We start from the raw sequence: 18,880 nt of genomic DNA, 5'->3' as shown, positions 1-18,880 counted from the left end.
GCGGAACGCGCCGGAGGCAGTGCCGCGCATCCCGACTATGCGATGACAGATGTCATGCCGGGCCGCGCGGGGGACACGCGGAGGCGGCCGCACGCGGACGAGCGTGCCACGCGCGGCACGCACGGAGGCCGCCCACGAACGAAAGGGGGCGGCGTCCCGGTGGACGCCACCCCCTCCTCACCACTTCCGCTCAGTTCGGGTTCGTGTCGATGACCGCGACCCGGTTCGTCTTGCTCAGCAGCGCCGGGCGGAGGGTGTTGATGACGTCCTCGACCGTCACCGCCGTCTTCTGCCCCGAACCGCGGGTGATCAGCACGCCGTCGAACGTGTCGCCGTACAGCTTCTTCAGCGCCGGCCGGTCGTAGTAGTCGACCAGCTTGCCGTCGACGGCCTTGACGCGGAGGAACTTCCACAGGGAGTTCTCCGGGCTGAACGACACCTGGTGCACGCCGTCCGCCGTCTTCACGGTCACGAGCCCCGACATGGCCGGCTCCGCGAACGCCTTCATCTCGCGGTCCACCTCGGCCTTGGTGACCGTCGGCTCCTTGGCCGTCGTCGGCACCTTCACCGTGGCCGCCGTACCCGTCTCCACCTGGGTCCGGTACGCCTCCTGGACGGCCTGCGTGGACTTGGCGACGTCGATGCCCTGGCCGCTCCTGCCGTACACGGGGACCGCCTTGCCCGGCTCGAACTTGATCGTGCCGTCGTTGGCGCCGGCGCTGCCCGCGGCCTGTTCCAGCGCCGCCCGCAGCTTCTCCTCGTCGACCGGCATGACCGGCTCCACGACCCGCTTCTGCCCGAACAGCGAACCGACCACCGACACCGGGTTGTAGTCGCTGTGCGCGGCGTCGGCCACGGTGGCCTTGCTGTCGAGCTGGAGGCCCGACTGGTCGGGCTTGAGGCTGACGGTGTCGCCGCCGACGCTCAGCTTCATCGCCTTGTTCGTACGGTCGCCGAGCGCCGCATCCAGCTTCTGGACGGCCTCGTCGCGGGTGCCGCCGCCGATGTCGACGCCGAGCACGGTGGTGCCCTTGGGCACGTCGGAGTGGTTCATCAGCAGACCCGCGCCGTACGCGACCCCGCCGGCGAAGACCAGCACGCCGACGAGCAGCGGGAGCTTGCCGCGGCGCTTCTTCTTGGCCGGCTTGGCGGCGGCCTTGGCGTTCCCGCCCTGCCCGGAGGGGGCCGGCTTCGGCTGGGGCGCGTCCGGCAGTTTCGGGGGCGTGTGCGGGCCCGAGGGCTCGCCGCCGCCCGGGCCGCCGAAGGGCCGGCCGCCCTGGCCCTCGGACGGGATGACCGGGATACCGCTGGTCAGGGTGTGTCCGGAGACGTTGTCGCCGGCCCCGTAGCCCTGGCCGCCGGGTACGGGGTGCTGTGGGGTGAGCACAGCGGTGTCGTCGCTGAGCCCGCCGCCGGGCAGTGCGCCCTGTGCGGCGGCCCGGTCGCCCTGAACACCCTGGCCCGCCGGGCCGCCGGGCGCGCGCCGGACGGGGAGGTCGGCGAGCGGGGTGTCACCCGTGGCCGGTCCGGTGGTCGGTCCGGCCGGGGCGCCGCCGTCGGCGCGTGGGCCGCCGGCCTGGGAGAAGTACGGGAGGTCGTCCGGGTGCGGCCGGCCGCCGTCGGGGGCGCCGCCCACCGGGAAGGAACCGGTGTCCTCCGGGGAGCCGGTCGCGTACGGGTCGCCGGGGGTCCCGGGTGCCCCGGGTGCCCCGGGTGCCCCGAAGGGTTCGCCGCCGTACGGCTCACCGCCATACGTTTCACCGCCGCCGACGGCATACGAGCCGGTGTCCTCCGGGGAGGACGGGTACGCCTCGCCGTCGGGACCGTAGGCGCCCACGGACGTGTCCACGGCGTCGGCGTCCGCGTCGCCGCGCTGGGAGGCCGCGGCGAGGGCCGCGGAGACGTCGAAGGAACCGGTGCCGCCGCCGTGGCCCGGGGCGACGGGGCCGCCGGTGGCACCGGGGAGCCCGGCGCCGTTCGTGCCACCGGGGCGGGAGCCGGAACCGCCGGGCCGCGCACCGCCGTTGCCGAGGCCGGACCCTGCCGGTCCACCGGCGGACGGACCGGCGGCCGGACCGGCGGCCGGCGCCCCGCCGCCCTGCTGCGCCCTGTTCCCGGACACGGCGGAGGTCCCGGACGCACCGGAGGCCCCTGACGTCCCGGATGCCCCAGAGGCTCCTGACGCCCCGGAGGTCCCGGACGTCCCCGGGTTACCGGAGGAGGACTTGCGCGGGGCGAACCAGTCGCTCGTCTTCTCCTTCTCCTCGGCCGGGGCCGGGGCCGGGGACGACTGCGGCGTCACGGCAGGGAACTCGGCCGTGCCCGTACCACCGGAGACACCGGGAGCACCGGGGCTCCCCGCCCCGTCGTACGCGCCGAGCGCCCGCATCGACCCGGTGGTCTCCGGATCGGCCGGACCGCCGAGGTCGTCGGAGGCGGAACCGGACACGGACGCGGAACCGGCGCCTCCGCCCTCCGCGCCACCCGTCGCCGCGGACGCGTCACCGGCCACCGGCGTACGCATCACGACCGGCGGAATGGGCCGCGATCCGGGGATGTTGATGCGGATGCGCGTGGTCAGCGTGGTCTCGGTCTTGCGCTCCTCCGGCCGGGCACCGCCGCGACCCGCGTCGGCGCCGTCCTCGGAAGCCGTGGGGGTGCCGTACGGCGGCGTGCCCGACGGGTACGCGGCACCGCCGCGCCCGTTGCGCCCGTTGCGCCCGGCGGACGAACTGTCAGTTTCACGACTCAAGGCAGGTTCTCCCGGTTGGCTTCACCGCCGGCCGCGACCTCACAGTGGGAGTCCCCCTGCTCGCACGGGAGCGAGCGCCCGGGGCAGGCGCGGCGGCGCGCACCACGATACTGGCCGCTTCAGGTCCCCCGAGCGCGTCCACCGGGGAAACTCCCACGGGACCCGCACGGAGATGAAGCGGCGAAGTGGTACGTCACTTGGCAAGTCGGGCACGGGGCCCGTCGGGTTGCCGTCCCTGGGCAAGCGTGGCGCACATCACAGCGACGACGATGCCGCCGAGCAGGAAGAGGTACGAGCCGATCCCGGCGCCGAACAGGAAGTCGCCCTCGGGCCGGCTGGCGGTGAGCAGGATGACGGCGATCATCCAGCCGGCGGCGGGCGCGACGGCTCCCGCACGGGTGTTCAGGGCGCGCGAGCCGCCGAGGAAGAGCCCGGCGGCTCCGGCCAGCGCGAGCAGCAACCCGCCGGGGAACCAGCCCGGTTGCACGAGCGTACCGGCGGCGCCGACGACCGCGCCGAGGACGAACAGTCCCAGGTAGGCGACCGCCCGCCCGGGCGACGGCATGGACAGCGGCTGCGCGAGCCCGCTGCCGGGGCCCGGTCCGCCCGGCGTACGTGGACTCATGCCTCGCTCCCTCCGTTCACGCCTTCGAACAGGTCCTGTTCCCGCCCGGCGTCTCCTTCGGTACCCCGCTCACCGCGTGCCAACTCGTAGAACTCGGTGGTGAACAGGGGCTGCGCGAGGTGGTTGGAGAGCGCGAACCAGGGCTCGACGACGTCGATCTGGGTGGCGTGGGCGCGCATCGCGGCGGCCTTCGCGACGGCGAACGCGGTGCCGTCGATCTCGGCGGTGACGCGCTCGTCCGCCACGACCCCGGGAACGTCGGCGATGCTCCCCGCCGAGTCGAACGGGAGCTCGGGCAGCGCCTGTGCGAGCCGGGCGAAGGCGTCCTCGGCGTACGGCCGGGGAACCCGGTTCCAGTAGACCTTGGCGATCTCCCAGGGCTCCCCCGCCGCCGGGAAGGCGGTGGCGTCGGCGGCGAGTTCGGCGGCGCGCATGGCGATGCGGTGGGCCTTGATGTGGTCGGGGTGGCCGTAGCCGCCATTGTCGTCGTAGGTGACGAGGACCTGGGGGCGTACCTCGCGGATCACCTCGACGAGGTGTCCGGCGGCCTCGTCGAGGTCCGCCTGCCAGAGGCAGTCGGGGTCCTCGTTGTCGGGCAGCCCCATCATCCCGGAGTCGCGGTAGCGGCCGGGGCCGCCGAGCAGACGTACGTCCGTCACGCCCAGGGTGCCCATCGCGGCGGCGAGCTCGCGCAGCCGGTGGGCGCCGAGCAGGTCGGGGTCGCCGGCGAGGTGGGCGAGCGCGTCCGGGATCACCTCGCCGCGTTCGCCGCGGGTGCAGGTGACCAGGGTGACGTGCGCCCCTTCGGCGGCGTACCGGGCCATGGTCGCGCCGTTGTTGATCGACTCGTCGTCCGGGTGCGCGTGCACGAGCAGAAGACGCCGGTCGGGGAGATCGGTCATGGCCCCACCCTACGAGGCGGGCGACGCGCCCCGCGTACCAAGGGGCGCGGCCCCTTGCCCCTGCCGGGGCGGGGCGCGGGAGAGCTCGGGGGGTGGGGCGCGTCAACGGGTGCGGGTGCGTCGTGGCTTGTCGCGCAGTTCCCCGCGCCCCTCGAAAGGGGGGGGCGCCCCCTGCTTCCAGGGGCTCGGGGAACTGCGCGACCAGGCGAACCCCCGCCCCGCTCACCCCTCCGCCGCCGCCCGCTCCCCCACTCCCCGCCTCCGCAGCCCCGCCCGCAGCAACGCCGGCGGCCGGTACCCCATCTGGATGGCCCCGACATCCACCCCCGGCGGCACCACCTCGTCGATCCGGTCGAGCACGTCGTCGCTCAGTTCGATCCCCACCCCCGCCAGCAGATCGTCGAACTGCTCCTCCGTCCGTGGCCCGAGCAGCGCCGCCGTCACCCCCGGATGCGCCAGCACGAACGCGACCGCCATGTGCGTCAGCGAAACGCCCGCCTCCTCCGCGACCGGCACCAGCCGCTCCACCGCGTCGATGCGCCGCTCGTCCCCGAGGTGCGCGAACCACGGCCCGCTCCGGCTCAGCGTCGACGCCTGCCCCTTGCGTACGCGCCCGGTCAGCAGCCCCTGCGCCAGCGGGCTCCACACGAGCGTGCCCATGCCGAGCCGCTGGGTGACGGGGAGCAGCTCACGCTCGATGCCCCGGTTGAGTATCGAGTAGTACGGCTGTTCGCTGCGGAAGCGCGCCAGCCCCTGCCGCTCGGAGATCCAGTGCGCCTCGACGAGCCCCGAGGGGGGCTGCTTGGAGGTACCGATCGCCCGCACCTTCCCGGCCCGGACCAGATCCGTGAGCGCGGAGAGCGTCTCCTCCAGATCGGTCTCGTCGTCGGGGTAGTGGTACTGGTACAGATCGATGTGGTCGGTCTCCAGCCGCCGCAGCGAGTCCTCGACGGCGGTCATGAGGTACCGGCGCGAGGCGCCCCGCCGGTTGGGACCGTCCCCCATGGGGTTGGAGAACTTGGTGGCGAGGACGACGTCGTCGCGGCGCCCCTTGAGCGCCTTGCCGACGATCCGCTCCGACTCGCCGTGGGAGTAGTTGTCGGCCGTGTCGATCAGGTTGATGCCGGCGTCGAGCGCCTTGTGGATGATGCGGACCGTTTCGTCGTGGTCGGCGTTGGCGAGGGCGCCGAAGTTCATGGTGCCGAGCGCGTAGGGGCTGACCTGGATGCCTGTGCGGCCGAGGGTGCGGTAGCGCATGGGACGATCTCCCGGAGAGGAAGCAGGAAGCGGCAAACGGAGAGTTCCTCCGCTTGCTCACGACGACGACTATACGGAGAAAGTCTCCGCTTGGGCAAAGCCAAGCGGAGAAGACGTCCGTTTCCGTGCTCAGTGGCTCAGTGGAGGAACCCGTGAAGGAGGCCCCGATGAACGAGGCACCGTCGCAGCCGCGGCCGATGCGGGCCGACGCGCGCCGCAACTACGACCACCTCGTGGCGACCGCGCGCGAGACCTTCGCCGAACTGGGCGTGGACGCACCGCTGGACGTCGTCGCGCGCCGTGCCGGGGTCGGCCCCGGCACGCTGTACCGGCACTTTCCCACCCGCGAGACCCTGGTCGCGGCGGTCTACGGCCCGGACATCGCGGCGCTCGCGGACCGCGCGGCGAAGCTCGCCGAGCAGGAGGCGCCGGGCAGGGCGCTGGAGCGCTGGGTGCGCGAACACCTCGTCGACGCACTCGAACAGCGCGGCATCGCCACGACGTTCAAGACGGCGCTCTCCCTCTCCCAGACCCCCGACCTGCTGCTGCGCTACAAGGACCGGTTCATGGACGCGGCGGAGACGCTGGTGGACGCGGCGAAGGAGGCGGGCACGGTCCGCGAGGACATCGAGACCCGCGACATCCTCCGCCTGACCTACGGCATCGCCGCGGCCTCGGCGGACTCCCCGCCGTCCCGCGCCCGCATGCTCCACGTCCTCTTCGACGGCCTGCGCCCGGCCCAGCCGGGAGAACCCACCCCCGCCTAGCCGGAGGAACCCACCCGCCTCCCGCCCGCACGAACCTCGCACCAAGATCTATACACCGCATGTATACGTGCTGTGTATAGTGCGAGCCGTGACGGACTCCTATCTGTTGCCCATACGTACGGCCGCCCTGCTCTTCCCGGGGCTCGCCCTGCTGCTGCTCGTGCCGATGGCCGTCGTGGTCTACCGGCGGCACGGGGTGATGACGCGCTGGCGCACGTTCTCGCTGTTCGGGGGCGTGTACTACGCGCTCACGGCCTTCTGTCTGACGATCGTGCCGCTGCCGTCCGCGTCCGTGGACGTGTGCGCCAAGTACCCCTCGTTCGCGCACCCGCAGTGGATGCCGGGCAGTTTCGTCGGCGACATCTGGAAGGAGGCGCACCACCGCGTCACCTTCCACGACCTGGTGCTCGGCAACCCGGCGGTCTGGCAGACGGTGTTCAACCTGGCCCTGCTGCTCCCGCTCGGGGTCTTCGTGCGCGTGCACGCCCGGCGGGGGCCGGTGGCCGCCACCCTGGCGGGCCTCGCCGGGTCGCTCTTCTTCGAGGTCACGCAGTTCACCGGCCTGTACGGGCTCTACGACTGCCCCTACCGCCTCTTCGCCGTGGACGATCTGCTCGCCAACACGGCGGGCGCGGCCCTCGGCTGGGCACTGGCCGGGCCCCTGGCCCGCGCGCTGCCGGACCTGAGCACGCTGGACGCGCGCGCCCTCGACCCGCTGAGGGTTCCCTTCGGCCGACGCCTGGTCGCACTGCTGCTCGACGTGACGGGCGTCGTCCTGCTGGCCGGGTCCCTCGCCGTGCTCGTCTTCCTCGTCCTGGGCCCGGACCCGGTGCCGTGGGTTCCGCTTCTCGTCTGGCTGGTCTGGTTCGTGGTGGTGCCGCGCTGGAGCGGCGCGACCCCCGGCAAGCACGTGCTGCTGCTGAAGCTGGTCACGGGAAGCGGCGACAGGCCGGGGACCGGCGCGCTGTCGCTACGGGCCGCCCTGCTCGGCCTCCCCTTCGCCCTGCTGTGGTTCGTCGCGGGCACCGCCCTGCCCGACGCCGCCCTCCGCGCCGCCTCCGCCGGAACGGAGGCCGTACGGGGCGTCGGCTACCGGGACGTGGCGTACGCCCTGGCCGCCGACCCGGCGACCACGCTGGCCGGCTTCCTCGTCCCCGGCGCCTGCCTGGCCGTCGTGGTCTGGTGGATACGCGCGGTCCGCCGCCACCCCGAGGGCCTGGGCCCGCACGAGGTCCTCTCCGGCGTACGCAACGAAGCCCTGCCGCATGCCAGGCGGGCGCGAGCGGTGCCCGCACTCCCCTGTGCCGAGGCGACGGAGGCCGCTGCGGACCCCGTCAGTCCCGGTAGCGCGGCAGACCGTCCGTCGGGATCGTCCACTCGCCGATGGTGACGTCCTCGCCGTACACGAAGTCCTTGCGGGTGGCGTAGCGGGGGCCGTCCGGGGTGGGATGGATGTCGGTGAAGACGGCGCCGGTGCCGGTACGAGGGTCGAAGATCGCGTAGACGGGGATGCCGAGCAGGGGGTAGTCCCGCGTCTTGCCGATCCAGTCGTTGTCGGGGTTGGAGCGGGAGACGATCTCGACGGCGGCCATGACCGTAAGCGGGTCGATCGACCCTTCGACGTCCAGGTCGGACCAGGCGATCACCATCACGTCCGGGTGGCGCATGATGTTCTCGGGCTCGTCCTCCACGTCGGGGGTGCCGTTGTGGGCCAGGAGCTCGCCAGGCATGACCCTCTCCAGACGACGGCTGACGTGGGCGGCAGTGACTTCGTGCGGACCTCCCGGCGACATCATGTCGTGGACGATCCCTTCCTTGGTGATCTCGAACTTGCCGGGCAGCGTGTCGTCCATGGACTGCAGGAAGTCGCGCATGGCCCGGTAGTGGGAGGCGCCCTGCTGCGCGTCGTCGGGTGCGATGGTCATGGCGCTCGCTCCTCGTCGTGTGTGCCCACGGGCTCGGGCAAGGATCGTCACGTTCATGCTAGGCGGCCTCCTGGGGGTCGATTCGGCAAGCGCGGCAGCGGCCCGGCTCGGGAGCCCTGAACGCGTGGTCGCAGCCGGGGCAGTTCTGGAGCGGGTGGCGCTCGGGCGGGGTCGCGGCGGTGCAGGCCCGCGAGGAGGTCCGTGGCCTTCTGAAGGAGGGTGGGGGCGGGATACGCGGGCTGCGGGACGGCGGGAAGCGGCTTACGGGCGGCTCGCCTCTCGTGCGACTTCGAGCGGGGTTTCGCCGAGGGCTCGTGGGGGCGGCGGGTGGCGCCCGGCTGGTTGCAGGAGACCGTGCGGGAAACGATGCGGCCGTCGGGGGCGCGTTCGCGGGAGCGGCGCAGATAGCCGTGGGCCTCCAGTTCGCGCAGGGCGGCCGCGATCCGGGTCGCGCCCTCGGGGAAGCGGGCGGCGAGCGTCTTGATGTCGACGCGGGTGCCCTTCGGCAGCGACTGGAGGTGCACGGCGAGCCCGATCGCCAGCAAGGACAACTGGCGGTGCTGGGCGAGGTGGTTGCCGATCACCGTGAAGCGGGTGGTGTGGCGGGTGTTGTCGTGGAGGAGCCCGCCGGGGCGGTTCGCCCAGTGGCCGTCCCGGTGCCGGTCCTGGTTCGGGTGGTTGTCGTCCGTCGTACGGGACGGGGCGTGCGGGGGCACGCTAGGGTTTTGGGTATCCATCGGGAAGTCTGGTGTTCCTTGGTGGTCAGGCCCTCGCGTTGGGAGTGCAAGTCCCGGGCGGGGGCCGACGTATGTCCGGTGTGTGTCGTGCTCGTGCTGAGCGTGGACCGTCGGCGCTCGCCAAATCCAGCGGAGCCGGGGATGTTCACCCACCCGAGTGACCAGTGCCTTCGCCGCTTACGGGCGGGAGGGGTGGGGCTTGGTACGGGTGCTTTCCCGACGTCCTTTGTCTTTCAGGCGCTGGGCCCACCGGAGCCCGCGAATCCGTGCTCCGGTGCCTGAACGGGCAGTTCCGCCCAGACCGTTTTGCAGGGGAATCGTTCCTCGGTGACCCCCCAGCGGTCGGCCAGCGCCTCGACGAGGTGCAGGCCGCGTCCCGACTCCGCCTCGGGGCGCGGAGTTTGGAGTTCGGGAAGGCGCATCTCCGGTGCGGGGCGCGCCTCAGTTCAGCGCCTGGTCAAGTTCATGACCGAGTGCGCCACGGCTTCCTCGAAGAACAGGTTGACGTCGTTGTACTCGTAAGGGACGGAAAAGCCCATGGATTCAGCGCCGGCTTCCTTGACGGTTACGAGGAGGGATCCCGCCTCGTCGGCCCTGAACGGTCCACTCGATGTCTTCAGGTAACCGAAGAACGTGCCCCGATCAAGGCCGCCGAGTCCGGAGCCGCCGTCAAGCCGCACGATCGTCTTGGTCACCGCAACCGCGTCAGCGATCCTCATAGGCTCGCCCTCCGTGCAGACCATGGTCTCGGGGGCGACGCCGCCGCCTCGCAGCCAGGCAAGCAGGTCGGCGTTTCCATGCAAACGGCCGGCGATCCGCGGGTCGCCCGCCCTCATGGGTGCCAGTCCTGCTCCACCGAAGGAACGAGACGGGTCGTAGAGGGTTCCGTCTTCCGCATAGAGCAGGCTACCCAGCGGCCACAGCCGTCCGATCACGTCGAAGCGGCCCCGTGCGAACCTCCCTGTGCGTGCGCGCAACTGCAATACCTGCCGGGGGTGTTCCCTCGGCAGGTGAGACCTGGCTTCGGCGAACACCTTCGCGATCCGTTGTTCCGACGCCGCAATCACTCGGGCAACGCACTGCTGCTCGCTCTGCTCCTCCGTAGCGGCTTGATCGGCCTGGCTCCGCGCTCTGCGCAGGGCGTCATCGAAGTCCATGATCGTGCTCCCCCCTCGACTTCCGCCGCAGTCTATGGCTGACCCGATCAGCGAGGGAGACGTATGAGCTTGCCGGCATACGCGGGCGCATCCGGGGCAGCCGGACAGCGGGAAGGTCACCGCACGGGCCCCGGACCCCGGGTTCGGGGCCCGTGTCCCGTCCTGGCGGGGCCCGGGGGCCTCCGGGGTGCGGAGGCGCCGCTCGGGGACCCGTGTCAGAACTTGATGCTGCCGATCATCCCCGCGATGTTCGTCGTCAGGTCGTTGATCGTCGGGGCGATCGTCGAGGAGGCGAGGTAGAAGCCGAGGAGCACGCAGACCACCGCGTGTCCGCCCTTCAGGCCTGACTTCCTGATCAGCAGAACGACGATGATCGCCAGCAGCACCACCGCCGAAATCGAGAGTGCCACGGCGGTTCACCTCCAAAGATCCCAGGGACGCGGGGGGTCGGACTATGGGGGCAGACATATCCGTACAGCAGCCAGCGGGTTCATACCCACTATGCGCTTGTGATCATAACTATCCGGGCGCGCGCATCGTCCCGCGCACGGCCGCACAAGGGGGCGCATGGCCAATATGGTCGGGGCATGACGACCGAGCCACTTTCCTTCCCGCGCCAGCACGCGCGTACGCAACGCTTCACCCTCGGCGCGCCCCGTGCGTTCACGGTCGCGCCGGACGGGTCGCGGGTCGCGTTCCTGCGGTCCGCGACCGGGACCGACCGGGTGCAGCAGCTGTGGGTTCTCGACATGGAGGAGGGCGCGGAGCGGCTCGCGGCCGACCCCGCGGCCCTGCTCGCGGGCGCCGACGAGCAGTTGCCGCCGGAGGAGCGCGCACGGCGCGAGCGCAGCCGTGAGGGCGGCGCCGGCATCGTCGGCTACGCCACCGACGGCGCCGTCGAGTTGGCGTCTTTCGCCTTGTCAGGGCGGCTTTTCACGGCCGAGCTGCGGGCCGGTACGGCGCGCGAACTGCCCGCCGCGGGACCGGTGGTCGATCCGCGTCCGTCCCCGGACGGGCGGCATGTCGCCTATGTCGCCGGGGGCGCGCTGCGGGTCGTGGGCGCGGAGGGCGAGGACGACCGGGCGCTGCTGGAACCGGAGTCGGAGGGCGTTTCGTACGGTCTCGCGGAGTTCGTCGCGGCCGAGGAAATGTCCCGTTCTCGCGGGTTCTGGTGGTCCCCGGATTCGGACCGGTTGCTGGTCGCGCGGGTGGACGACACCCCCGTGCAGCGGTGGTGGATCTCCGACCCGGCGCATCCGGGCCGGGCTCCGCAGCCCGTCGCGTACCCCTCTGCGGGTACGGACAACGCGGACGTACGGCTGTTCGTGCTCGGCCTGGACGGAGTGCGCACGGAGGTGGTCTGGGACCGCGCCGGCTACCCCTATGTGGCGCGAGTGCACTGGTCAGCGGCGGGTGCGCCGCTCATCCTCGTGCAGGCCCGCGACCAGCGCAGTCAACTGATTCTCGCGGTCGATCCGAACACCGGAGCGACCCGGATGGTGCACGCCGACGAAGATCCAACTTGGCTTGATCTTTTCCCCGGGGTGCCGTGCTGGAGCCCCTCCGGACAGCTCGTGCGGATCGCCGACGAGGGCGGGGCGCGGGTCCTCGCGGTCGGCGAACGCCCGTTGACCGGGCCGCAGTTGCATGTGCGGGCGGTACTTGACGTCGGCGCCGACGACGTCCTGGTCTCGGCCTCCGCCGGGGCGGGGGCGGCCGACCCGGAGCTCGGCGAGGTGCACGTCCACCGGGTGAACGAGCTCGGGGTGGAGCGCGTTTCGCAGGAGCCCGGCGTGCACTCGGCGGTGCGCGCCGGGGGCGTGACCGTGCTGGTCAGCGCGGTGTTGGACCGGCCGGGCGCCCGTGTGCAGGTACTTCGCGACGGCAAGCCGACGGCGACCGTGGCGTCGTACGCGGAAAGTCCGAATTTCTCCCCGCGCGTGAGCCTCGTAGAGGGGGGCGCACGGAAAATCCCATGCGCCGTGCTTATGCCTACGGACTACCCCCGTGAGACCGGCGGTCCCCGTTTGCCCGTCCTGATGGACCCCTACGGCGGTCCGCACGGCCAGCGGGTGCTCGCCGCGCACAACCCGCACCTCACCTCGCAGTGGTTCGCCGACCAGGGCTTCGCGGTGGTCGTCGCGGACGGGCGGGGCACGCCGGGCCGCTCCCCGGCGTGGGAGAAGGCCGTACGGGACGAGCTCGCGGACGTCGTCCTCCAGGACCAGGTCGACGCGCTGCACGCGCTCGCCGAGGAGTTCCCGCTCGATCTGGACCGGGTCGCGATCCGCGGCTGGTCCTTCGGCGGGTACCTCGCCGCGCTCGGCGCGCTGCGCCGCCCGGACGTCTTCCACGCGGCGGTGGTCGGGGCTCCGGTCACCGATCTGCGGCTGTACGACACGCACTACCAGGAGCGGTACCTGGGCCTGCCCGGCGAGCAGCCGGAGGTCTACCGGCGCAACTCGCTCCTCGACGACGCGGGGCTCGTCGACGCGGCGGAGGGCCCGCACCGGCCGATGATGATCATTCACGGCCTCGCGGACGACAACGTCGTCGTCGCGCACTCCCTGCGGCTGTCGTCGGCCCTGCTGGCCGCCGGGCGGCCGCACGAGGTGCTGCCGCTGTCGGGCGTCACGCACATGACCCCGCAGGAGACGGTCGCGGAGAATCTGCTGCGACTGCAACTGGAGTTCCTGCGAAGGTCGTTGGGGCTCGCGTAGGAATCCGGGGACGGAGGCGGGCCGCTCACGGCACGGCACCGGAGCGGCCCGCCCCGGCACGCGAGGGCGCGGCGCGCGAGGACGAGCATGCGACGACGCGCGCGAGGGCGCGTTACCCGCGCAACACCTTCGTCGCGATCTCCAGGAAGTCGCGCAGGCGTTCGTCCCGGCTGTCCTCCGGGGCCGCCAGGCATGTCTCGTACGGGTCGGCGTCCGTGATCGGGACGGGGACGAGGTCGGGGCGCGAGTAGGTGCGGGCCACGCTCAGCGGGCCGAGGCCGATGCCGTACCCGGCGGCGATGAGTTCGAACTTCTCCTCGACGGAGGCCGTGCGGCGCTGCTGCGCGTCGAGGATCTTCTCGTCCGCCAGGTCCGCCCAGGTCAGCGAGGTGCGGTCGGCCAGCGGGTGGGCCGCGGGCAGGCACGCGACCTTCGCCTCGTGGCCGATGGGGATCGTGTGCAGCCCTTCGTCGTCGAACGGCCTGCGCAGGAAGCCGACGTGGGCGCGGCCGTCGCGAAGCGGGGCGTGCTGGTCGTGCCACTGAAGCGGGACGAGGTCGATCTCCACGCCCGGGCGGGCCGCCGTGAAGGCGCGGACCGCCTCCGAGACGTGCAGCCCGGGGGCGAAGGCGACGGCGAGGCGTGCGACGCCCCGGTCGGCCTCGTGTACCCGCCGGACCGCCGCGTCGACGGTGCCGAGGACCCGGCGCGCCTCCTCGTGCAGCTGCTCCCCCGCCGGCGTCAGCTCGACGTTGCGGGTGGTGCGGGTGAGGAGCGCGCAGCCCAGCTCGCGCTCGAAGGCGCGGATCTGCCGGCTGAGGACCGGCTGCGCGATGTAGAGCTGCTCGGCCGCGCGGCCGAAGTGGCGGTGCTCGGCGACCGCGACGAAGTAGCGCAGCTTGCGCAGATCGAGGTCCATACCTGAAGGGTATCCATGGCGGCCCGCATTGATACCTGCCGGGCATCAATCGGCGGGCAAGGGTATTGGACGCGTGGGCGGAGGCGCGCGAAGACTTGACCGCATGATCCTCATCACCACGCCCACGGGCGCCATCGGCAGCCAGGTGCTGCGCAACCTCCTCGACGAAGCCCCCGCGCGGGGCGAGGACCTGCGGGTGATCGTGCGCGACCCCGCGAAGCTCCCGGACGACGTCCGCGACCGGGTCGACGTCGTCGTGGGCTCGCACGGTGACGCCGAGGTCGTCGACCGTGCGTTCGACGGGGTCGACGCGGTCTTCTGGGTCGTGCCGCCGAATCCGCTGGCGGCGAGCCTGGAGGAGGCGTACTCCGGGTTCACGCGGCCCGCGGCGAAGGCGTTCACCGCGCACGGCGTGCAGCGGGTGGTCGCCGTGTCCTCGGTCGGGCGGGGTACGCCCGTCGCCGACCGGGCCGGGCTCGTCACGGCCTCGCTGGCCATGGACGACCTGATCGCGGGCTCGGGGGTCGCCTACCGGGCGCTCGCCTGTGCGACGTTCATCGACAACCTGCTGCGGCAGGCGGGGCCGATCCGCGAGCGCGGGGTCTTCACGGACACGGTGCCGGCGGACCGGCCGGAGCCGCCGGTCGCGACGGCGGACATCGCGGCGGCGGCGGTGCGGTTGCTGCTCGACCGGTCGTGGACGGGGACGGGGGAGGTCCCGGTCCTCGGTCCCGAGGACCTGACCGCGGCCGACCGGGCGCGGATCGTGTCCGAGGTGCTTGGGCGGCCCGTGCGGTACGAGCAGGTGTCGCTGGCGGACTATGCGGCGGTGTTCACGTCCCGTGGGGTGCCGGAGGCGTTCACGTCGGGGATGGTGGACATGATGCGGGCGCGGAACGAGGGGTTGGACGGGGCGGTTTCTCGTAGCGGTGCGGGGGTTGTCGTCGGGGCGACGACGTTCGAGGCGTGGTGTGAGGGGGTGCTGCGGGGGGCGGTTCTGGGGGCCTAGTAGCTCGGGGGGCTGTGGGGGGGGCGGGTGCGGGTGGATCGTGGCTGATCGCGCAGTTCCCCGCGCCCCCGAAGGGGCGCGGCCCCTGGGTTGGTCACCAACCGCCGAACAGACTGCCCCTCACGGGGCGTACCTACCCCGCGCCCACCGCCCGCTCCGCCGCGAAGTGGCACGCCGAGGGGTGGGGCATCGGTGTTGTGCCGTGGATTCGCAGGAGGGGGGACTCCGCCTCGCAGCGCGGCTCCGCCTTGAAGCAGCGCGTGCGGAAGCGGCAGCCCGTCGGGATGCCGGCCGGGGACGGGACGTCGCCCGTGAGGATGATGCGGTCGTGGCGGGTGCGGGCCGTCGGGTCGGGGACCGGGACCGCGGAGAGCAGGGCCTGGGTGTACGGGTGGGTCGGGTGGTCGTAGATCTCCGTGTCCGTGCCCGTCTCCACGATGCGGCCGAGGTACATCACCCCGACCCGGTCCGAGATGTGCCGTACCACCGACAGGTCGTGCGCGATGAAGACGTAGGAGAGGCCGAACTCCCCCTGGAGGCGGGACAGCAGGTTCATCACCTGGGCCTGGACCGAGACGTCGAGCGCGGAGACCGGTTCGTCGGCGACGACGATCTCCGGGCGCAGCGCCAACGCCCGCGCGATGCCGATGCGCTGGCGCTGGCCGCCGGAGAACTGGTGCGGGTAGCGGTTGACGTGCTCGGGGTTGAGGCCGACCACGTCCAGCAACTCCCGTACCTTCCGGCGCCGTTCGCCCTTCGGGGCCGCCTCGGGGTGGATCTCGTACGGCTCCCCGACGATGTCGCCCACCGTCATCCGGGGGTTGAGCGAGGTGTACGGGTCCTGGAACACCATCTGGACGTTGCGCCGCACCGCCTTGAGCGCGCGGCCGGACAGGCCGGTGACGTCCTCGCCGCGGTAGCGGATGCGGCCCGCGGTGGGGCGCTCCAGGTGGACGAGGAGGCGGGCGAGCGTGGACTTGCCGCAGCCGGACTCGCCGACGACGCCCAGGGTCTCGCCCGCGCGAAGGGTGAGGTCGACGCCGTCGACGGCCCGTACCGCGCCGGCCGCCCGGCGGCGCAGTACGCCCCGGGTGAGCGGGTAGTGCCTGGCCAGCCCGGTCACTTCGAGGATCGGTTCGGACACCGGTTCAGGTGGCGTCATGCAGGCACTCCCTCCAGAAGTGGCAGGCGCTGCCCCGGTCCTCGCCCGCCTCGTACAGCGGCGGCTCGTCGGTCAGGCACACGTCCCGGGCGCGCGGGCAGCGCGGGTGGAAGGCGCAGCCGGGCGGGATGTCGGTGAGGCTCGGCGGCAGGCCCCGGATGGCGTGCAGCTCGGCGCCCTTGCGGTCCAGGCGGGGGATGGAGTCGAGCAGGCCCCTGGTGTACGGGTGGGCCGGGGCCTTGTAGAGGTCGTGGACCGGCGCCTCCTCGACGATCCGGCCCGCGTACATCACGGCGATCCGGTCGGCCACGTCGGCGACGACCCCGAGGTCGTGGGTGATGAGGACGAGCCCCATCGCGTACTCCCGCCGCAGCTCGGCGAGCAGGTCCATGACCTGCGCCTGCACGGTGACGTCGAGCGCGGTCGTCGGTTCGTCGGCGATGATCAGCGCGGGTTCCAGCGCGAGCGCCATCGCGATCATCACGCGCTGGCGCATGCCGCCCGAGAACTGGTGCGGATAGTCCCGTACGCGCTGGGCGGCGGCCGGGATACGGACCCTGTCCATCAGTTCGACGGCCTTCGCGCGGGCGTCGCGCCGGGACATGCCGCGGTGGACGGTGAACATCTCGCCGAGCTGGTCGCCGACGGTGAGGACGGGGTTGAGGGCGGAGAGCGCGTCCTGGAAGATCATCGCCATCTCGGCGCCGCGCAGCCTGCGGCGCTCCTCCTCGGGGAGGGCGAGCAGGTCACGCCCCTTGAAGCGGACCTCGCCGCCGGTGACGCGGCCCGGCGGGGTGTCGAGGATGCCCATGACGGCCTGCGCGGTGACGGACTTGCCCGAGCCGGACTCGCCGAGCACGGCCAGCGTCTCCCCCGCCGCCACCCGCAGGTTCACGCCGTTGACGGCACGGGCGACGCCGTCCCGGGTGCGGAACTCCACGTGCAGATCGCGTACGTCGAGCAGCAGGGCCACATGCCTCACCTCAGCTTCGGGTCGAGGGCGTCGCGCACCGCGTCGCCGAGCATGATGAACGCCAGCACGGTGAGCGCCAGCGCTCCGGCGGGCCACAGCAGCATGTGCGGGGCCTGGCGGATGTACGGGGAGGCGGCCGAGATGTCGATGCCCCAGCTCACCGTGGGCGGACGGAGCCCGACGCCGACGTAGGACAGGGTCGCCTCCAGCGCGATGTACGTGCCGAGCGCGATGGTCGCGACGACGATCACGGGGGCGACGGCGTTGGGCGCGATGTGCCGCAGCAGCAGCCGGGTGTGGGAGGCGCCGAGCGCACGGGCGGCCTGGATGTAGTCGTGCCGCCCCACGGTCAGGACCGAGCCGCGGGCGATCCGGGAGATCTGCGGCCAGCCGAGCAGCACCATGAAGCCGACGACGGGCCAGATCGTGTCGCTGGTGACGACGGAGAGCAGGACCAGGCCGCCGAGGACGACCGGGATCGCGAAGAACACGTCGGTCAGGCGGGACAGCACCGCGTCCCCGACCCCGCCGAAGTACCCGGCGAGCCCGCCGAGCACCGAGCCGAGCAGCGCGACCCCGGCCGTGGCGAGCACTCCGACACCGATGGAGATCCGGGTGCCGTACACGGTCCGGACGTAGACGTCGCAGCCCTGGCCGTCGAAGCCGAAGGGGTGTCCCGGGCGGGAGCCCTCCTGGGCGTTGGCCAGGTCGCAGGAGAGCGGGTCGCCGGGGGCGATGAGCGAGGGGCGCACGGAGATGACGAGGAGGAAGAGGATGACGAGCGCGGAGACGAGGAAGACGGGGTTGCGCCGCAGGTCGTGCCAGGCGTCGGACCAGAGGGAGCGGGGCTTCGCCGTCTTCCCCGCGGCGGGACCCGGGGCATTCGGCTCGGCCTCCGGCGGGCGCTGAAGCGTCGCCGCCTCTCCCACCGCGAGATCCATCGTGCCGCCGGTGCCGGTGGGGGCGACGGCACCGTCCGCCGAGGCCCCCGCCCCGAGAGCCTCCGGCTCAAAAGCCTCGTACGGCTCGATCGGCTCGTAAGGGCGCTCAGGCATAGCGGATCCTCGGGTCGAGTACGGCGTACAGCAGGTCCACGAGCAGGTTCGCGGCGAGGAAGACCAGCACCAGGACCGTCACGAAGCCGACGACGGTCTGCGTGTTCTGGCGCAGGATTCCCTGGTAGAGCTGGAAGCCGACGCCGTGGATGTTGAAGATCCGCTCGGTGACGATCGCCCCGCCCATCAGCGCCCCGATGTCGGAGCCGATGAAGGTGACCACGGGGATCAGCGAGGTCCGCAGCAGATGCCGGACGATCACCCGGCGGCGCGGCAGCCCCTTGGCGACGGCGGTGCGGACGTGGTCGGCCCGCAGGTTCTCCGCGATCGAGGTGCGGGTGAGCCGGGTGACGTAGGCGAGGGAGACGGAGGCCAGGACGAGGCCGGGCACGATCAGCTCGTCGTAGCTCGCCGCCAGGGAGACGGACGGCGTGATCCAGTGCCACTGCACCCCGAGCAGCAGTTGCAGCAGCAGGCCGGTGACGAAGGTGGGGACGGAGATGACGACGAGGCTGAGCATCAGCACCCCGGTGTCGACGGGCCGGCCGCGCCGCAGCCCCGTGACGACGCCCAGGGTGACGCCGAGGACGACCTCGAAGACGATCGCCACCAGGGTGAGCCGCGCGGTGACCGGGAAGGACGCCGCCATCAGCGCGGTGACCTCCTGCCCGTTGAACGCGGTGCCGAAGTCGCCGGTGAAGACGTTGCCCATGTATGTCAGGTACTGCTGCCACACGGGGCGGTCGAGGCCGAACTCCGCCCTGAGCCGGGCGGCGGTGGCGGCGTCGCACGCCTTGTCGCCGCAGAGTCCGGCGACGGGGTCCCCCATGACGTTGACCATGAGGAAGATCAGCAGGGTGGCGCCGACGAAGACGGGGATCATTTGCAGCAGTCGCCGCAGCACGTACTGGCCCATGGCT

General features: G+C 72.4%; 16 protein-coding genes and 2 pseudogenes. 4 read left to right on the top strand and 14 right to left on the bottom strand.

Going from position 1 to position 18,880, the window contains the following annotated elements; translation table 11 throughout:
• Nucleotides 1-190 precede the first annotated feature (190 nt).
• From OIE12_RS21360 to OIE12_RS21345, 4 genes are all read right to left on the bottom strand, one after another.
• Nucleotides 191-2,752 carry a hypothetical protein gene (locus OIE12_RS21360; RefSeq protein WP_329137685.1) on the bottom strand — a complete coding sequence of 854 codons (2,562 nt, stop codon included), beginning with the start codon at nucleotides 2,750-2,752 and terminating at the stop codon, nucleotides 191-193.
• 193 nt (nucleotides 2,753-2,945) lie between these two features.
• Nucleotides 2,946-3,377 (bottom strand): DUF6113 family protein, encoded by a 432-nt coding sequence (locus OIE12_RS21355; protein ID WP_329137683.1) that lies wholly within the window; start codon nucleotides 3,375-3,377, stop codon nucleotides 2,946-2,948.
• Nucleotides 3,374-4,279 (bottom strand): N-acetyl-1-D-myo-inositol-2-amino-2-deoxy-alpha-D-glucopyranoside deacetylase, encoded by a 906-nt coding sequence (gene mshB, locus OIE12_RS21350; RefSeq protein WP_329137681.1) that lies wholly within the window; start codon nucleotides 4,277-4,279, stop codon nucleotides 3,374-3,376. The genes OIE12_RS21355 and mshB overlap by 4 nt, the downstream gene beginning before the upstream one ends.
• Nucleotides 4,280-4,501: 222 nt before the next feature.
• Nucleotides 4,502-5,536, bottom strand: coding sequence for an aldo/keto reductase (locus OIE12_RS21345; protein ID WP_329137679.1), 1,035 nt, complete (start codon nucleotides 5,534-5,536; stop codon nucleotides 4,502-4,504).
• A gap of 167 nt (nucleotides 5,537-5,703) precedes the next feature.
• On the opposite strand from OIE12_RS21345, the gene OIE12_RS21340 reads away from it, so the two are divergent.
• Together OIE12_RS21340 and OIE12_RS21335 are read left to right on the top strand one after the other, a co-directional pair.
• The gene (locus tag OIE12_RS21340) at nucleotides 5,704-6,303 is read left to right on the top strand and encodes a TetR/AcrR family transcriptional regulator (RefSeq protein ID WP_329137677.1); all 600 of its coding nucleotides are present in this window, start codon (nucleotides 5,704-5,706) and stop codon (nucleotides 6,301-6,303) included.
• Nucleotides 6,304-6,391: 88 nt separating this feature from the next.
• Nucleotides 6,392-7,693, top strand: coding sequence for a VanZ family protein (locus OIE12_RS21335; protein WP_329137675.1), 1,302 nt, complete (start codon nucleotides 6,392-6,394; stop codon nucleotides 7,691-7,693).
• Here the strand turns inward: OIE12_RS21335 and OIE12_RS21330 are convergent.
• The 5 genes and pseudogenes from OIE12_RS21330 to OIE12_RS21310 all read right to left on the bottom strand — a co-directional run bounded on the left by OIE12_RS21330 (nucleotide 7,638) and on the right by OIE12_RS21310 (nucleotide 10,532).
• Nucleotides 7,638-8,228, bottom strand: a complete 591-nt coding sequence (locus OIE12_RS21330) for a Uma2 family endonuclease (RefSeq protein ID WP_329137672.1) — start codon at nucleotides 8,226-8,228, stop codon at nucleotides 7,638-7,640. The genes OIE12_RS21335 and OIE12_RS21330 overlap by 56 nt on opposite strands.
• A gap of 58 nt (nucleotides 8,229-8,286) precedes the next feature.
• A pseudogene (locus OIE12_RS21325) lies at nucleotides 8,287-8,965 on the bottom strand (hypothetical protein).
• A gap of 233 nt (nucleotides 8,966-9,198) precedes the next feature.
• A pseudogene (locus OIE12_RS21320) lies at nucleotides 9,199-9,384 on the bottom strand (ATP-binding protein); the annotation flags it as partial.
• A gap of 27 nt (nucleotides 9,385-9,411) precedes the next feature.
• Nucleotides 9,412-10,122 carry a hypothetical protein gene (locus OIE12_RS21315; RefSeq protein WP_329137670.1) on the bottom strand — a complete coding sequence of 237 codons (711 nt, stop codon included), beginning with the start codon at nucleotides 10,120-10,122 and terminating at the stop codon, nucleotides 9,412-9,414.
• Between the two features lie 215 nt (nucleotides 10,123-10,337).
• Nucleotides 10,338-10,532 carry a hypothetical protein gene (locus OIE12_RS21310; RefSeq protein WP_006142165.1) on the bottom strand — a complete coding sequence of 65 codons (195 nt, stop codon included), beginning with the start codon at nucleotides 10,530-10,532 and terminating at the stop codon, nucleotides 10,338-10,340.
• Between the two features lie 177 nt (nucleotides 10,533-10,709).
• Between OIE12_RS21310 and OIE12_RS21305 the strand changes: the two genes are divergently transcribed.
• Nucleotides 10,710-12,842, top strand: coding sequence for a S9 family peptidase (locus tag OIE12_RS21305; RefSeq protein WP_329137668.1), 2,133 nt, complete (start codon nucleotides 10,710-10,712; stop codon nucleotides 12,840-12,842).
• A gap of 112 nt (nucleotides 12,843-12,954) precedes the next feature.
• On the opposite strand, the gene OIE12_RS21300 is transcribed toward OIE12_RS21305, so the two are convergent.
• Entirely contained in the window at nucleotides 12,955-13,761 is an 807-nt protein-coding gene (locus tag OIE12_RS21300; protein WP_329137666.1) for a LysR family transcriptional regulator, read from the bottom strand.
• A 103-nt stretch (nucleotides 13,762-13,864) separates the two neighbouring features.
• Between OIE12_RS21300 and OIE12_RS21295 the strand changes: the two genes are divergently transcribed.
• On the top strand, nucleotides 13,865-14,770 hold the full coding sequence (locus tag OIE12_RS21295) for an NAD(P)H-binding protein (protein ID WP_329137664.1): 906 nt from the start codon (nucleotides 13,865-13,867) through the stop codon (nucleotides 14,768-14,770).
• Between the two features lie 133 nt (nucleotides 14,771-14,903).
• Here OIE12_RS21295 and OIE12_RS21290 read toward each other — a convergent pair whose 3' ends face one another.
• Genes OIE12_RS21290 through OIE12_RS21275 form a run of 4 tightly spaced genes read right to left on the bottom strand, consistent with a single transcriptional unit; the run spans nucleotide 14,904 to nucleotide 18,876 of the window.
• On the bottom strand, nucleotides 14,904-15,932 hold the full coding sequence (locus OIE12_RS21290; protein WP_329137662.1) for an ABC transporter ATP-binding protein: 1,029 nt from the start codon (nucleotides 15,930-15,932) through the stop codon (nucleotides 14,904-14,906).
• The gene (locus OIE12_RS21285) at nucleotides 15,919-16,899 is read right to left on the bottom strand and encodes an ABC transporter ATP-binding protein (RefSeq protein WP_329142114.1); all 981 of its coding nucleotides are present in this window, start codon (nucleotides 16,897-16,899) and stop codon (nucleotides 15,919-15,921) included. The genes OIE12_RS21290 and OIE12_RS21285 overlap by 14 nt, the downstream gene beginning before the upstream one ends.
• A gap of 11 nt (nucleotides 16,900-16,910) precedes the next feature.
• A complete protein-coding gene (locus OIE12_RS21280; protein WP_443053879.1) occupies nucleotides 16,911-17,960 on the bottom strand; it encodes an ABC transporter permease in 1,050 nt (349 codons plus the stop codon).
• Nucleotides 17,953-18,876, bottom strand: coding sequence for an ABC transporter permease (locus OIE12_RS21275; RefSeq protein WP_329137660.1), 924 nt, complete (start codon nucleotides 18,874-18,876; stop codon nucleotides 17,953-17,955). The genes OIE12_RS21280 and OIE12_RS21275 overlap by 8 nt, the downstream gene beginning before the upstream one ends.
• Nucleotides 18,877-18,880 lie beyond the last annotated feature (4 nt).

The sequence above is a fragment of the Streptomyces sp. NBC_00670 genome, assembly GCF_036226765.1.
Classification (GTDB): domain Bacteria; phylum Actinomycetota; class Actinomycetes; order Streptomycetales; family Streptomycetaceae; genus Streptomyces.
This window is presented reverse-complemented; position numbering and strand designations above follow the sequence as displayed.

Coding starts and splice junctions, on each gene's coding strand:
- OIE12_RS21330 (WP_329137672.1), bottom strand. CDS start 8,228: ATGACCATCGCACCCGACGACGCGCAGCAGGGCGCCTCCCACTACCGG.
- OIE12_RS21295 (WP_329137664.1), top strand. CDS start 13,865: ATGATCCTCATCACCACGCCCACGGGCGCCATCGGCAGCCAGGTGCTG.
- OIE12_RS21340 (WP_329137677.1), top strand. CDS start 5,704: ATGAACGAGGCACCGTCGCAGCCGCGGCCGATGCGGGCCGACGCGCGC.
- OIE12_RS21345 (WP_329137679.1), bottom strand. CDS start 5,536: ATGCGCTACCGCACCCTCGGCCGCACAGGCATCCAGGTCAGCCCCTAC.
- OIE12_RS21280 (WP_443053879.1), bottom strand. CDS start 17,960: ATGCCTGAGCGCCCTTACGAGCCGATCGAGCCGTACGAGGCTTTTGAG.
- OIE12_RS21275 (WP_329137660.1), bottom strand. CDS start 18,876: ATGGGCCAGTACGTGCTGCGGCGACTGCTGCAAATGATCCCCGTCTTC.
- OIE12_RS21355 (WP_329137683.1), bottom strand. CDS start 3,377: ATGAGTCCACGTACGCCGGGCGGACCGGGCCCCGGCAGCGGGCTCGCG.
- OIE12_RS21300 (WP_329137666.1), bottom strand. CDS start 13,761: ATGGACCTCGATCTGCGCAAGCTGCGCTACTTCGTCGCGGTCGCCGAG.
- OIE12_RS21305 (WP_329137668.1), top strand. CDS start 10,710: ATGACGACCGAGCCACTTTCCTTCCCGCGCCAGCACGCGCGTACGCAA.
- mshB (WP_329137681.1), bottom strand. CDS start 4,279: ATGACCGATCTCCCCGACCGGCGTCTTCTGCTCGTGCACGCGCACCCG.
- OIE12_RS21290 (WP_329137662.1), bottom strand. CDS start 15,932: ATGACGCCACCTGAACCGGTGTCCGAACCGATCCTCGAAGTGACCGGG.
- OIE12_RS21315 (WP_329137670.1), bottom strand. CDS start 10,122: ATGGACTTCGATGACGCCCTGCGCAGAGCGCGGAGCCAGGCCGATCAA.